The 14,868-nt window shown below is 65.7% G+C and carries 12 protein-coding genes; 7 read left to right on the top strand and 5 right to left on the bottom strand.

The window, feature by feature from the left end; translation table 11 throughout:
* Positions 1–5 precede the first annotated feature (5 nt).
* From ACIGJB_RS29265 to ACIGJB_RS29235, 7 genes are all read left to right on the top strand, one after another.
* On the top strand, positions 6–710 hold the full coding sequence (locus ACIGJB_RS29265) for a GntR family transcriptional regulator (protein WP_483733418.1): 705 nt from the start codon (positions 6–8) through the stop codon (positions 708–710).
* Positions 707–1,741 (top strand): Ldh family oxidoreductase, encoded by a 1,035-nt coding sequence (locus tag ACIGJB_RS29260; RefSeq protein WP_483733417.1) that lies wholly within the window; start codon positions 707–709, stop codon positions 1,739–1,741. The genes ACIGJB_RS29265 and ACIGJB_RS29260 overlap by 4 nt, the downstream gene beginning before the upstream one ends.
* 89 nt (positions 1,742–1,830) lie before the next feature.
* Entirely contained in the window at positions 1,831–5,400 is a 3,570-nt protein-coding gene (locus ACIGJB_RS29255; RefSeq protein WP_483733416.1) for an indolepyruvate ferredoxin oxidoreductase family protein, read from the top strand.
* 75 nt (positions 5,401–5,475) lie between these two features.
* The gene (locus tag ACIGJB_RS29250; RefSeq protein WP_483733415.1) at positions 5,476–6,447 is read left to right on the top strand and encodes a tripartite tricarboxylate transporter substrate binding protein; all 972 of its coding nucleotides are present in this window, start codon (positions 5,476–5,478) and stop codon (positions 6,445–6,447) included.
* 98 nt (positions 6,448–6,545) lie between these two features.
* Positions 6,546–7,874, top strand: coding sequence for an MFS transporter (locus tag ACIGJB_RS29245; RefSeq protein WP_483733414.1), 1,329 nt, complete (start codon positions 6,546–6,548; stop codon positions 7,872–7,874).
* A 625-nt stretch (positions 7,875–8,499) separates the two neighbouring features.
* Positions 8,500–9,921 carry a hopanoid biosynthesis associated radical SAM protein HpnJ gene (hpnJ, locus tag ACIGJB_RS29240; protein WP_483733413.1) on the top strand — a complete coding sequence of 474 codons (1,422 nt, stop codon included), beginning with the start codon at positions 8,500–8,502 and terminating at the stop codon, positions 9,919–9,921.
* Between the two features lie 207 nt (positions 9,922–10,128).
* Complete coding sequence (locus ACIGJB_RS29235; RefSeq protein ID WP_483733412.1) at positions 10,129–10,596, top strand: hypothetical protein; 468 nt, start codon at positions 10,129–10,131, stop codon at positions 10,594–10,596.
* Positions 10,597–10,638: 42 nt separating this feature from the next.
* Here the strand turns inward: ACIGJB_RS29235 and ACIGJB_RS29230 are convergent, their stop codons facing one another.
* The 5 genes from ACIGJB_RS29230 to ACIGJB_RS29210 form a co-directional block, all read right to left on the bottom strand.
* Positions 10,639–10,761, bottom strand: a complete 123-nt coding sequence (locus ACIGJB_RS29230) for a hypothetical protein (RefSeq protein WP_483733411.1) — start codon at positions 10,759–10,761, stop codon at positions 10,639–10,641.
* 118 nt (positions 10,762–10,879) lie between these two features.
* Positions 10,880–11,098, bottom strand: coding sequence for a hypothetical protein (locus ACIGJB_RS29225; RefSeq protein ID WP_483712867.1), 219 nt, complete (start codon positions 11,096–11,098; stop codon positions 10,880–10,882).
* A 166-nt stretch (positions 11,099–11,264) separates the two neighbouring features.
* A complete protein-coding gene (locus tag ACIGJB_RS29220; protein WP_483733410.1) occupies positions 11,265–12,434 on the bottom strand; it encodes a multidrug effflux MFS transporter in 1,170 nt (389 codons plus the stop codon).
* Positions 12,435–12,698: 264 nt separating this feature from the next.
* Positions 12,699–13,796, bottom strand: coding sequence for a CaiB/BaiF CoA transferase family protein (locus tag ACIGJB_RS29215; RefSeq protein WP_483733409.1), 1,098 nt, complete (start codon positions 13,794–13,796; stop codon positions 12,699–12,701).
* Positions 13,797–13,812: 16 nt separating this feature from the next.
* Positions 13,813–14,817, bottom strand: a complete 1,005-nt coding sequence (locus ACIGJB_RS29210) for a tripartite tricarboxylate transporter substrate-binding protein (RefSeq protein WP_483733408.1) — start codon at positions 14,815–14,817, stop codon at positions 13,813–13,815.
* Positions 14,818–14,868 lie beyond the last annotated feature (51 nt).

Genomic DNA, 14,868 nt, shown 5'->3' with positions numbered 1-14,868 from the left:
CAACCATGACCAAACTCAACAGCGTCTCCGACGCGATCATCCGCTCCATCGAATCCGGCGACCTGCGCGAGGGCGACCGCCTGCCTTCGGAAGGCGAGCTGGCCGCGATCCATGGCGTGAGCGTCGGCACGATCCAGAAGGCGCTGATCCGTTTGACGCACTCGGGGCTGATCACGCGCGAACAGGGACGCGGCACCTTCGTGTCCGGCACGCGCGTGGCGCCAGCGGATGTTCGCTACCTGCGCTTTCGCGATGAAGAGGGCAACGAGCTGCCGTCCTACGTCCATGCGCGTTCGGTCAAGCGCATCAAGCGCAAGGGCCCGTGGTCGGACTTCCTGGAAGGCGACGGCTATGTGCGCATCGAGCGAGTGATCAATGTCGGCGGCCGCTTCGACCTGTACAGCGAGTTCTGGCTGCGCGAGGAAGACTTCGCGCAACTGGGCGGCCTGGACCGCGAGGCGCTGGAGAAGAACCTGCGCGAACTGATCGGCCAGCGCCTGTCGCTGCCGACGTTGCGCGTGGACCAGTGGATCCGCTTCGGCCCGCCGCCGGCCATCGCCGCGCGCGAGCTGGGACTCGACGCCGAAGCGCCTGCGTTCATCATGGAAATGCGCGGCTACACGCTGCGCGACCAGCCGCTGTATTACCAGTCGGTCTATGCCGCCCCGTTCACCGAGCGGCTGATGATCGTACGGGAGAAATCTTCATGACCACACGCTGGACCGCCCAAAGCCTGGAGCGCTGGACATCTGCCGTATTCGAATCTTGCGGCGTGGCGCCCGAACATGCCGTCGAGGCCGCCAGCGCCCTCGTGCGCAGCGAACTGCGCGGCTACAAGACGCATGGCATGACGCGCGTGCCGTCCTATGTCGATCGTCTGCGCGCCGGTGACTTCAACCCGCGCGCCAACATGTCGCACCGGACGTTCCCCGGCGGCATCGTGCTGGACGCTGATGGCGCCATGGGCCAGGTCGCCGGGCCGCACGCCGTGCAACTGGGCCTTGAAGCGCTGGCATCGAGCGCCAGCGTGCTGGTTGCCGTGCAGTCGTGCGGCCACCTGGGCGCACTGGGCATCCACGCGCTGCTCGCGGCCGAAGCCGGTGCGTTCTGCATCGTCGGCCAGCGCACGCCGCCGGTGCTCGGCATGGAAGGCTTTGCCCGTCCCGCCATCGGCCACAACCCGATCGCCTTCGGCTGCCCCTTGCCGGGCCACGCGCCGATCGTGTTCGACGTGGCCTGCAGCGTCGCCGCGCGCGGCCACATCCTGCTCGCCGCGCGCGAAGGCAAAGCCATTCCGCAAGGCTGGGCGCTCGATGCCGAGGGCGAACCGACCACCGATGCGCAGCGCGCGCTGGCCGGCTCGCTGCTGCCGACCGGCGGCCACAAGGGCATCGGCATCGCCATGATGGTCGAATGCCTGGCCGGCGCGCTGTCGGCTACCGCAGGCTCGCTTGACCCCGCGCGCAACAGCGTCGGCAGTGGCGGCGCGGTCGGACGCCAGGGCGGCTTTGTGTGGCTGGTGCGGCCCGAGGCGTTTTCCGGCCAGGAGCTGTTTGCCGACTACATGGCGCAGTGGACCGGCAACTATCTCGCCGCCGGCGGCCCCGACGCCAGGCTCCCCGGCCAGCGCGGCGACACGCTTGAACGCGAGGGCCGCGAGCGCGGCATTGCCCTGCCCGAAGCCATCGCCCGCGAGCTGGGCGAACTTGGCCGGACCTTAGCCATCCCGTTTCCGGCGTAGCCGGATCTTCGACCGACATCAACGATATCCGGGCTACCGGCAGACGCTGGCCGCCCCTACTCCACCAACACACAGGCTGAATCCGTCCCATGAACGCCCCAATACTCCCCGACGAAGCCCGGAAGGCCATGGAGGCCGTGTCGATCGACGACAAGTACGCGCTCGAATCCGGCCGCGCCTTCATGAGCGGCGTGCAGGCGCTGGTGCGACTGCCGTTGCTGCAGCGCCGGCGCGATGCGCTGGCCGGCCACAACACCGCGGCATTCATTTCCGGCTATCGCGGTTCGCCGCTCGGCACCTATGACCAGGCCATGTGGCAGGCCAAGAAATACTTGGCGGACAACCACGTGGTGTTCAAGCCCGGCGTCAACGAAGAACTCGGCGTGACCGCCGTGTGGGGTTCGCAGCAGCTCGACTTCGACGCGGAAAGCAAGAAGTACGACGGCGTGTTCGGCATCTGGTATGGCAAGGGGCCGGGCGTCGACCGCAGCGGCGATGCCCTCAAGCACGCGAACCTCGCCGGCACCTCGCGCCTGGGCGGCGTGATCGCGCTGGCCGGCGACGACCACGTGTCCAAGAGCAGCACGCTGGCGCACCAGAGCGACCACACGCTGATCGCCTGCGGCCTGCCGGTGTTCTTCCCGTCGAATGTGCAGGACATCCTGGACCTGGGCGTCCATGCGTTCGCTATGAGCCGCTTCAGTGGCCTGTGGGCCGGCATGAAGACGGTGCAGGAGGTGGTGGAATCGGGCGCGTCGGTCATCACCGACTCGGATCGCGCGCGCATCCTCCTGCCGGAAGACTTCGCCATGCCCGAGGGCGGCCTGCATATCCGCTGGCCCGATGATCCTCTGGCCGCCGAAGCGCGCATGATGGAATTCAAGTGGCCGGCGGCGCTCGCCTACGTGCGCGCCAACCGGCTGAACCGCAACGTGGTCGAAGGCCCGCACGACCGCCTGGGCATCATCGCCAGCGGCAAGGCCTATAGCGACACGCGCCAGGCCCTGCTCGACCTCGGGCTCGACGACGCGACCTGCCGCGCGATGGGCGTGCGCGTCCACAAGGTCAGCGTGGTGTGGCCGCTGGAGCCGGACAGCGTGCGCGACTTTGCACGCGGACTGCGCGAAGTGCTGGTGGTGGAGGAAAAGCGCCCGCTGATCGAACAGCAGCTGAAGGACGAGCTTTACCACTATTCCGCCGACGCGCGCCCGGCCGTGTTCGGCAAGTACCACCACACCGACGGCGCCGGTGGCGAATGGAGCCACCGCAAGCCGGCCGAGGACTGGCTGCTGCGCGCCAAGGCCGACCTGTCGCCGGCCCTGGTCGCCAAGGCCATCGCGCAGCGCCTCAAGGCACTTGGCGTGCCCGCCGACGTGGCTGCGCGCATGGATGTGCGCCTGCAGGAAATCGAGGCCAAGGAACGCGCCACCGCGCAGGGCGATTCGCGCGCCGCCGACCGCCTGCCGTGGTTCTGCCCGGGGTGCCCGCACAACACCAGCACCAAGGTTCCGGAAGGCTCGATCGCGACGGCCGGCATCGGCTGCCACGGCATGGTGGTCTGGATGGACCGTTCGACCACGTCGTGGTCGCAGATGGGCGGCGAAGGCGTGCACTGGATGGGCCAGTCGCCGTTCAGCAAGCGCAAGCACATGTTCGCCAACCTGGGCGACGGCACGTACAACCACTCCGGCCTGCTGGCGATACGCCAGTCGATCCACGCCGGCGTGAACCTGACCTACAAGATCCTGTTCAACAGCGCCGTGGCGATGACCGGTGGCCAGCCGGTGGACGGCGGAGAACTCGATGTCCCCGCGATGTCGCGCGAGCTGCACGCCGAAGGCGTCCGCCAGATCGTGGTGGTCACGGACGAGCCGGAAAAGTACAAGGGTGTCGCCAACCTGGCGGCAGGCGTGACGGTGCGCCATCGCGATGAACTCGACGCCGTGCAGCGCGAACTGCGCGAAGTGAGCGGCGTGACCGCCATCATCTACGACCAGACCTGTGCCACCAAGAAGCGCCGCGAACGCAAGCGCGGCACCATGCCGGATCCCGCCAAGCGCGTCGTCATCAACGAGCTGGTGTGCGAAGGTTGCGGCGACTGCTCCGTGGAAAGCAACTGCCTGGCCGTGCAGCCGGTGGAAACCGAGTTCGGCCGCAAGCGCAAGATCAACCAGGACACCTGCAACAAGGACTTCTCCTGCACCAAGGGCTTCTGCCCGAGCTTCGTGACCGTCGAAGGCGGCCAGCTGAAGAAGCCGTCGACAGGCAGCAAGAAGCAGCCGGTCCCGACCGACATCCCGATGCCCGTGCTGCCCGATGCCGCCACGCCGCAGCGCATCGTCGTGGCCGGCATCGGCGGTACCGGCATCGTGACGATCGGCGGCGTGCTGGGCATGGCCGCGCACCTGGAAGGCAAGGGCGTGATCACGCAGGACGCCACCGGCATGGCGCAGATGGGTGGCTCGACCTGGAGCCATATCCAGATCGCCGCGAGTCCCGATGCGCTGCACGCCAGCCGCGTCGACATGGCGATGGCCGACCTGGTGATCGCCTGCGACACGGTGGTGGCCGCCAGCAAGGCCTCGCTTGCCGCGATGTCGCCGCAGCGGACCTATGTGGTGCTCAACAGCCATGTCACGCCGACCGCCGCGTTCGTGCGCAATCCGGACTGGGACCCCCAGACCGCGGAAGCCGTTGGCCGCATTGCGCAGGCCGCCGGCAGCGACAACCTCGGCAGCTTCGATGCCGAGCAGGTCGCCAAGCAGGTCATGGGGCAGTCGATCTACGCCAACCTGATGATGCTGGGCTACGCGTGGCAGAAGGGCCGCGTGCCGCTGTCGCACGATGCACTCATGCGTGCCATCGAACTCAACGGCGTGCAGGTCGACAGCAACAAGGCCGCATTCGAATGGGGCCGGATGTGCGCGCATGACATGTCGCGCGTGCCGCTGAAGGCTGCCAACGCGCAGGTGATCCAGTTCGTGCGCAAGCCGTCGCTGGACGATTTGCTCGGCAGGCACGTCGAGTTCCTCACCGCCTACCAGAACCGCGCGTACGCCGCGCACTACGAGTCCCTGGTCGACCGCGTCAGGAAGGCCGAGACCGTCACGGGCGGCACCCGCCTAACCGAAGCCGTGGCGCGTTCGCTGTTCAAGCTGATGGCCTACAAGGACGAGTACGAAGTGGCGCGCCTGCACACCGACGCCGCGTTCCGCAAGCAGATCGAGTCGATGTTCGAAGGCGACTTCCGCCTGGTGCATCACCTGGCGCCGCCGCTGTTCGCGAAGAAGAACCAGGACGGCGAGCCGCTCAAGGCTGCCTATGGTCCCTGGGTGCGCAAGGCGTTCGCGTTGCTGGCCCGCTTCAAGGGCCTGCGCGGCACCGCGCTCGACCCGTTCGGCTACACCGCCGAGCGCCGTGAAGAGCGCGCGCTGATCGCGCAGTACCGCGACTGCATCGCGGCGCTGCTGCCGAAGCTCTCCGCGCAGAACCTCGAGCTGGCGCTGGAGATCGCGCGCTTGCCGATGGACATCCGTGGCTATGGACACGTCAAGGCACGCAACCTCGCCGCCGTAGGCGCCCGCTGGGAACGGCTGAAGGCGCAGTGGGACGGCAGCGGCGTGCGCAACGAAGAAATCAAGCCGACTGTGGCGGCCTGAACCAGACTGGTGTAGCGAGGCCTCGCGCTGCAAGGACGGCGTGGGGACCATCCAACGATAACGAGGAGACAAGCCATGAAATCCGTACTGCACCGTGCCCTTGGCGCCATTGCGCTTGCCGCCTGTGCCGCCAGCGCCCTGGCCCAGGGCGGCTACCCGAACCGCCCGGTCAAGATCATCGTGCCCTGGCCGGCAGGCGGCGGCGTCGATACCGTCACCCGCACCGTGGCCGAGAAGCTGAGCGCCAGCCTGGGCCAGCAGTTCGTGGTCGACAACCGTCCCGGCGCAACCGGCAATATCGGCGCCGGTGCCGCAGCCAAGGCCGCGCCCGACGGCTACACGCTGCTGGTCGCCAGCGCGCCGATGGCCATCAACGCGAGCCTGCAGAAGAACCTGCCGTTCGACCTGGGCAAGGACTTCGCGCCGCTCGGGCTGATGGCGAGTTCGCCTTACATGCTCGTGGTCAATCCGTCCGTCGCGGGCTCGGTCAAGGATCTCGTCGCCCGCGCGAAGGCGGAGCCGGGCAAGCTCAGCTACGCATCGGTCGGCCCGGGCACGCAGCAGAACGTGGTCAGCGAACTCTTCAAGGACATGGCGCGCGTCGATATCGTCCATGCGCCGTACAAGGGCGGCCCGCAGGCGCTCACCGACATGGTGGGCGGCCATATCCACATGATGTTCCACGGCGTGCCGGCGGTGATGCCGTTCGTAAAGGGCGGACAGCTCAAGGGCATCGCGGTGGCCAGCAAGCAGCGCCTGCCGCTGTTCCCCGAGATCCCGACCATGGCCGAGGCCGGTTACCCCGGCATCGAGGCGAGCGAATGGTACGGGCTGGTCGCCCCGGCCGGCACGCCGAAGGACATCGTGGCCCTGCTCGGCAAGGAGATCGAGAAGGCGCTGAACGCGCCCGGCGTGCGCCAGCAACTGGCGAGCAAGGGGTATGAGCCGGCTGCCCCCGGTTCGCCGGACCAGTTCGGGACCTTCATTGCCGCCGAGCAGAAGAAATGGGCGCTCGCCATCAAGCAGACGGGATTCCGGCTGGAGTGACGCAGCGGCGGGACACCGGCGATTCGCAGAACTATGCAGATTCAGACAACGCGGCACCCGGACATGACGCACTGGGTTGCCGCGGCAGGAGATTAGCAATGCCCCTCGATCCCACCACCATGGCCGCACCGTTGCATCCGCCGGTATCCGGCCAGGACGCGGACCAGAAGAAACCCATGTCGAAGGCGTCGGCCATTACGGCCATCACCATCGGCGGGGCGCTGGAGCTGTATGACTCCGGCGTCTACAACTTCTTCGCCATGCTGATCATTCCGCTCTACTTTCCCGTGGGCAATCCGTTTGGCCAGCTGCTGCTGTCCTTCGGCACGTTCGGCGCGGGCTACCTGATGCGCCCACTCGGCGGCCTGGTGATCGGCGCCTATGCCGACCGCCGCGGCCGCAAGCCGGCGGTGCTGCTGTCGATGTGGCTGATGGCGTTCAGCGCGCTGATCCTGGTGGTGACGCCGCCCTACGCCCAGCTCGGCATTCTGGCTCCGGTCCTGATGATCGTGGCGCGGCTGGTGCAGGGCTTCGCCATCGGCGGCGAAATGGGCTCGGCCACCGCCATGCTGATGGAGTATGCGGACGAGCGTTCGCGCGGCTTCTATACCAGCTGGCAGACCGCCAGCCAGGGTATTGCCGCCGTCTTTGCCGCGCTGGTGGCACTGGTGCTCAGCCATTCGCTGAGCCCGGCGGCGCTGGAGCACTGGGGCTGGCGCGTGGCCTTCCTGATCGGCATCCTGGTGATCCCGGTCGGCCAGGTCATTCGCCGCCGGCTGGAAGAAACGCTGGAGCCGCCGGCGCGCAAGAAAGCGGCTGCCGGCGGCTGGCAACTGATACGCCAGCACTGGCGCGAACTGGTGGCCAGCGTGCTGCTGATGACCGGGCTGGCCGCTGCGGTGCACCTGATCGCCTATTACTTGCCGAACTACGCCGCGTTCCAGCTCAACATCCCGCATGGCGACGCAGTGTGGGCCGGCTTTGTCGCGGCGGGCATGATGGTGATCTTCGGCCCGATCGCCGGCTGGATGAGCGACCGCTACGGGCGCCGCACCATCGTCTGGTGGTCACGCCTGGCGCTGCTGGTGATGGCGTACCCCGCCTTCGTCGTGATCAATGCCTACCCGTCCCTGACCTGCCTGCTGGTGGTGGTCGGCTGCCTGGCGATCCCGATGGCGATGACCTCGCCCGCCACGCTGGTGCTGGTCAGCGAAGTGCTGCCGCAGCGCCTGCGCGCCACCGGCATGGCGGTGACGTACTACGTGGCCATCGCGGTGTTCGGCGGCTTCGCACAGTTGTTTTCAACCGTATTGATCCATATGACCGGGAGCCCTAATGCGCCGGCGTTCTACCTGATCGGGTGTGGCCTGATCTCATTGCTCGGTTTGGCGATGGTGCCCGAGACGCTGGGGAGGAAGCTTTCCTGATAGGGATGGTGTGGCTGGGCGTTTGGGAGTGGCTCCTGCTAACCGCTCCGTCGGTCGGACGCCTACGGCTGCGCTGCGCGCACTCAGTGAAAACCAAGGGAAGGGAGGGCTAGAGAAGGAACGGAAGCACCAGCATCTGTGCCGTTGATGTCCTCTCGCCTGCCGACTACTGAGCCGCGCAGCAGCCGAAGGCGATGATGCGATATCGCGGGTAGTGTCGGGCCACGGACAGTTTCGGGGCTGGTTCAATCATTGCCCGAGAGCCTGCATACGGTTGCGCTCCACGCGGCAGGCAGCCGGGCAGTCTATGAAGTTCATACCCGTACGAAATCCCTCGCACGCTACGATCAATATTCGTCCGCTAGGACAAGCAAACGCGTTTTTTGGTTACTTTTTGTCGCTCGGACAAAAAGTGACTCGCCGGCTACGCCGGCGAAACAGCAGCGCTTGCCAAGAGCGACAAGCCAATCCCGCATTCGGGCGACGAACCCAATTTCTCGCCATACCGAGATCACAAGGCGTAATATTCCTGAGCCGCATCTGCCCCGCTGTGATTGCCGCTGCTCCGCGACTTCATACCAGCGACGATCGCAGTCAATCCGACTACCTTCTTCGAAGGACATTTATGAAAACCCTGTTCCTGCAGGCACCTTCATATGACGGCTTCGATGGGGGAGCGGGCTCGCGATTCCAGACCAAGCGCGAGATCCGGTCTTTCTGGTATCCGACGTGGCTCGCCCAGCCCGCCGCGCTGGTCCCGGACAGTCGCCTGGTGGATGCGCCCGCGGACGGCCTGTCGCTGGAAGCGACCCTGGACCTTGCCGAGCCGTATGAGCTGGTCATCATCCATACCAGTTCTCCATCGTTCCCGAGCGACATCGAGTTCGCGGAACACCTCAAGCGGCGCAAGCCCAATATCCTGATCGGCATGGTCGGCGCCAAAGTGGCCGTGGATCCCCACGGCTCACTGACCGCAAGCGACGCACTCGACTTCGTATGCCGCGAAGAATTCGACTTCACCTGTCGGGATATTGCGCTAGGCCTGCCGTTCGAATCAATCCTCGGGCTCAGCTATCGCCTGCCCGATGGCGCCATCATGCACAACGAGGCGCGGCCGATTCTTGAGGACATGGACCAACTGCCGTTTGTTGCACCGGTCTACAAGCGAAACCTGACGACCAGGAATTACTTCAGCGGCTACCTCAAGCATCCTTATGTCTCGCTCTACACGGGGCGCGGCTGCAAATCGCGGTGCACGTTTTGCCTGTGGCCGCACACAGTCGGGGGACATCGTTATCGGACCCGTTCGGTCGACAACGTTCTCGAAGAAGTGAAGTGGATCCGGGACAACATGCCTGAGGTCAAGGAGATCATGTTCGACGACGACACCTTTACCGACCTCAGGCCAAGAGCAGAGGAGATCGCCCGTGGCCTGGGCAAGCTGGGGGTGACGTGGTCGTGCAATGCCAAGGCCAATGTGCCTTACTCCACGCTCAAGGTGATGAAGGAGAACGGGTTGCGGCTGCTGCTGGTGGGCTACGAATCCGGCGACGACCAGATCCTAGTCAACGTCAAAAAAGGCTTGCGTACCGATATGGCGCGCCGCTTCAGCGACGACTGCCGCAAGCTCGGCATCAAGATCCACGGCACGTTCATTCTCGGGCTCCCGGGCGAGACACACGAGACCATCAAGAAGACGATCGAATACGCGAAGGAGATCAATCCTCACACCATCCAGGTGTCACTCGCGGCGCCCTATCCGGGTACGGTCCTTCACAAGCAGGCGGTCGAGAACGGATGGCTCAACGACAGCAAGGTCATCACCCTGCTTAACGACGCCGGCACCCAGGCTTCGACCATCGGCTACCCGCACCTGTCGCGTGAAGAGATCTATCTTGGCGTCGAGGAATTCTATAAGCGCTTCTATTTCCGGCCATCGAAGATCTGGGAAATCGTGCGCGAGATGCTGATGAGCTGGGACATGATGAAGCGGCGCTTGCAGGAAGGCGTGGAGTTCTTCAGGTTTCTCAGGGCGCGCAAGGCATAACGCGCAAGGGCTACCTGGCCACGGCCTATGCGAAGACGCCGGCCTGATGCCCGAATCGCTGGCGACCTTCTATGCCAACAGCCTGGCGCAGGGCCTGCGGCACAAGTTCTGATCGGCGGGGCGGGCACACCGGCGACTGCTCGGGTCGCCGGTAGAATCGCTGCTTTGATGGCCGGGCAGCGCGCCCGGCACGCGCCGGAACCGTACGTGCCCTTTATCCTGCTCGGCCTTGCCCTCATCGGTGCCCTGATCTACGGGTACGTTCGTCTCTACCATGCCGTCGCCGCCGCGTTCGGCACCCTAGTGGGCGCTGGCGCCGTTGCGCTCGCCATGGCCCTGCTGGCGGCATTAGTCGCCGACGGCGTGCGGCGCTGGCGCGCCGTTCATGGCGTGCGCATCCAGGGCGAGCGCATCCTGTCGCTCGACGGCACGTGGGGCAGCCTGCGCGTCGATGCGGAACGCAAGCTGGGCACGGTGACGCTCGGCGACGCGCAATCGCGCTTCATCTTCGCCGACATCGCCGGCGCGGAACCGGTATCCGACGCAGGTGGCTGGGCGCTGGCCCTGCGGCTCCAGCACAATGCCCGGCCGCTCTGGCACATTCCCATGCCCACGCGCACGCATGCGCGGCGCTGGGCGAAGATCTTCGCGCTGGCCGCGCTGCAGAAACTCTGAGACAGGAGGCGTGCGATCGTGGCGGCCAGCGTTCCGTCACGTTCAGGTGCCGGCGGACGCCAGGGTAAACAGGGTATAAACCATGGCAATCACCAGCATGGCACCTGCGAAGCCCAGATAGTATTTGGCACCGTGGTGCGGCTGATGAGGGACTAGAGGCTTCATTGGCTTCCCCTTGAAAAAGTTGCCCACGACTGCAGCATATCCCTCGGGTCCGCAAACAACCAAGCCACCGTGTGGCCGCTGCCACGTCGGCAGTCTGATCCGGTCTACGCAGCTTCGGCTACCGCCACGCCGGCTCGCTCCGCTGCTCGAAATGCTCGTACGCGGCAACCAGGCCGTTCAGCACTTCCGCTGACGTTTCGAACAAGGCCTGGGCTTTTGGATCTGTGACCTTTCCGACATCCGAACGCATATGCTGCAGCGCCGCTTCCAACATTGACTTGATCTTGAGCGCGTGATGTCGCGGGTCGGTGTCCGGGTACTGTTTCTGGTCCGCCATCTCAATTCTCCTGAAGTGCCAATCGGTATGAGGAACGACCATGATTTCGTTCTATACCAAGCCACCGGTCATCGATGTAGGGCGGTCACTGACAACCGCGGCACTGCGCACCGTTGAACGGGGATGGCGAACCACTCGAATGTGACCGTACGGCGACCGCGTCGAATTACGGAGAAACTGCGACCCGCCAACGTTGCGAAGCCAGGAACATGACCAGGCCGAACAGCTGCAACCCCGCCATGCAGATCGCAATCTTGACCGGGGAGTCCAGTAGCGGGACCAGCAGCGCCGACAAGAGCAGATTGCCGAACTGCTGGGTCGTGACATAACCGCTGGACGCCAGCCCGCGCCGCATGGGAAAGCAATCGAGCGCCAGAAGTTGCAGACTGGGTTGCGTGACGGTCATCCCGGCCGCAAAGACCGGCAGTGCAACCAGTGCCCAGGGCATGGCGGGGGCGTGCAAGGCGCATACGGCGATGTTGAAGGCTCCGGCCAGCAGCATGATGGCATGCCCGATCCACACGCTTTGCTCCGGACGGACCCGGCCGGCGATGCGATGCGATGCCAGTGCCCCGAAGAGAATGCCTGCCACGATCGGGATGAATACCCAGCCGAAGGATTGCGCGCCCAGTCCGAGATACTGCGTCACAAAGCGCGGAGCGGTAAAGACGTAGACGTAGATGGCAACATTGACGCCGGCATTGGCGAGCGCCAGGGCGATGAAGCGGCCATGTGCCAGCATGTTCCCATAGGCGCGAGCGAGCGACATGGGATCGAGCGGATGCCGGCGCGCGCGCGGCAAGGTCTCCGGGACCCATAGCCAGCAGGCGGCAAGCAGCGATGCGGACACGAGCGCCAGGAAAACGAAGATGCTGCGCCAACCGATCCACAGCAATAGCCAGCCGCCGCAGACCGGTGCAAGGGCCGGCCCGAGTGCGAAGATCATGGCGACGAGTGCCATGACCTTCTGCGCCTTGATGCCGTGGAAAACATCCCTGACCATCGCGCGGCCCACGATCACGCCAATGCCGGCGCTGCCGCCTTGCAAGGCCCGCCCGACGTGAAGCCCCCAGATGCCGGTGGCACCCGCGCAGACCAGGGATCCCAGCGTGAACAGCGCGCAGCCGAGCAGGATCATCCGCCGCCGGCCGAGGGCGTCGGAGATGGCGCCGTGCCAAGGCATCATCAGCACGAACGGCAGCAGATAGGCGGTCAGTGACTGCTGCACCTGCTCACCGGTGACGTGCATGTCATCGGCAATGACCGGGAAGGCAGGCAAATAGCTCGCAATGGCGAATTGCCCGAGCATCGACAATCCGGCAACGACGGCAGCCATGGCAGCAACACCCGGCATGGGTTCTGTGTGCGCCGTTTCGCCTGATGCCGGCATGGACGGGGTATTCATCGGGATGTCATGAGGTTGCCCTTGGCATCCGACGTCGTGGACATTTCTGTCGTAGTCCGGTGATGAACGAGTCGTTGAGTTCCATCGGTCTCCGTGCCAGCTGGCGAAAGCTCTGCCTCGATCGTAAGGGCATCGGAGACTGCGAAGATCACAAAAGGCGCCATTGACTTAGCAATTCGCGCCACAAGCAAGTAATCAGTCCCCGACGGCCCCCAGCGGCGGTACCGTGTCATCGGCATCCGGCAGTCCCAGCGAGAATTTCACCGGAAACCGCAGCGCGATCGCGTCCTCTTGCGGCAAGTGGCGAATCAGTCCGCGTGCCTGGATGTGTGGATCGTCGAACAATGCCCGCGCCTCCAGCGACGGCGAGAACGGTACATCCAGGGTCGCGAACACCTGCGCCCATGCTGCCAGCGTGCGCGTGCGGAACATGTCCTGGAGCAGGCGATGCACCTCGCGCTTGTGCTGCTGGCGGCCGGCACGCACTGCAAAGCGCGCATCGCGCAGTGCCGGGAATTCCGCGCCCATGGCTTCGCACAGGTTCGTCCAGAACTTGTTTTCCAGGATGCCAAGCGCGAGGTGGCGACTGTCGCGCGTCTCGAACAGGTCATTGTCCGGCATCACCATCGGCGCGTCGGCAGGATGGTCCGCGTAGTCGCGTGCGGCCCATGCCCCTTGCGCGGTCCACGACAGGATTGCGTCGTGGATCGACACGTCGAGATGCTGCCCATGGCCGCTGGCGCGCGCACTCATGATGGCCACGGCCAGCGACAGCGCGGCGTAGCCCGAGGCGGCATAGTCGGAGATCCGCGCGCGTGGCCGCGACACCTTGTCATGCACCTGTACCGGCACCGACCAGTAGCCCGCCAGCGCCAGGTAGTTCAGGTCATGACCGGCATGGTCCGCGTAAGGTCCTTCCTGGCCAAAGCCGGAGATCGAGCACAGCACGATAGCGGGATTCACCTCGGCCAGCGCCGCGTAGTCCAGCCCGAGCCGACGCATCACGCCCGGGCGGAAGCCCTCGACTACCGCATCGGCCTCGCGCGCCAGCGCCAGGAAAGCCTCGCGGCCTTCGGCAGTCTTCAAATCGAGCGCCACTGAACGCTTGCCGCGATTGAACTGCGCAAACACCGCCTTGCCGAGCTGCCGCGAGGTATCGCCCGTGCCTGGCTGCTCTACCTTGATCACGTCGGCACCGAGCTGCATCAGCAGGCTGGTCGCGTGCGGGCCGGGCAATAGCTGGCTGACATCGAGGATCTTCACGTCCTTGAGGCAGGACCACTCTGGTTTCATCGCAGCTCTCCCGGATTCAGCTGGCATCGCCATTCATGCCGATGGAGCGCATCAGCGCCGCGTAGCGCGCCGTGTCGGCGGCGACCATGGCCTGGAACTGCGCCGGCGAGGCGCTGCGGCGCACTTCGCCGGCGTTGGCTTTTACCTGCGCTTCCAGGCGCTTTCCGGACTGCAGTTCGGTCACGGCGTTGAACAGGCGTTGCGTCAGCTCCGCGGGGAAATGCGCTGGCGCGAACAAGCCACTCCAGTTGTCGATGGCAAACCCTGGCGGCAGCACCTCGGCCAGCGTCGGCACGTGGGGAAAGAACGGCGAGCGCGAGGACGAAGACACCGCCAGCGCACGCACCTGCCCGTTGCGCAGGTACTGCGTGGCAGTGGCCAGCACCGGCATGCCGAACTGGGTCTGGTGGCTCAGCATCGCCGAGAGGATTTCCGGCGCGCCCTTGTACGGGACATGCACGGCCTCGCAGCCGGCCTGGTGCAACAGCGCCTCGACCGCAAGATGCGCGATGCTGCCCTTGCCGCCCGAGCCGTAGTTGAACTTGCCCGGCGCCTTCTTCATCGCCTGGATCAGTTCGGACGCGGTCTTGTAGGGCGAGTCCGCCGGCACCACCAGCGCGGTCGGGCCGCCCGAAATGGCAGAAATCGCGGTGAAGTCGTGCGCCGGATCGTACGGCGGCTGCCGGTACATATGCACGTTGATGACATGCGTATTCGCCAGCAAGCCGATGGTGTAGCCGTCGGCGGCGGCGCGCTTGAGCGCATTGGCGCCGATGATGCCGCCTGCGCCGGGCATGTTCTCGACCACCAGGGGCTGGCCGAGCCGCGCGCCGAGTTCGGCCGAAACGGTCCGCGCCGTGTTGTCGGGCGAACTGCCCGCAAGGAAAGGAACGATCAGCCGGATCGGGCGGTTGGGATAAGCGGCGGTCGCGGCGGTCGCGGCGGTCGCCGCGCGCACCGGTGCCAGCACGGAACTCACGGCGGCTGCGCCTGCCGTGGCAAGCCATTGTCGGCGGTTCATGGTTGTCTCCGTGGCGGGCGCCGTGTCCAGCGCCGCCTGATGTCGTTTGGG

Source organism: Cupriavidus sp. C2SS-8b, assembly GCF_057073745.1.
Note: the sequence above shows the minus strand (reverse complement) of the source record. Positions and strands in the feature narration are given on the sequence as shown.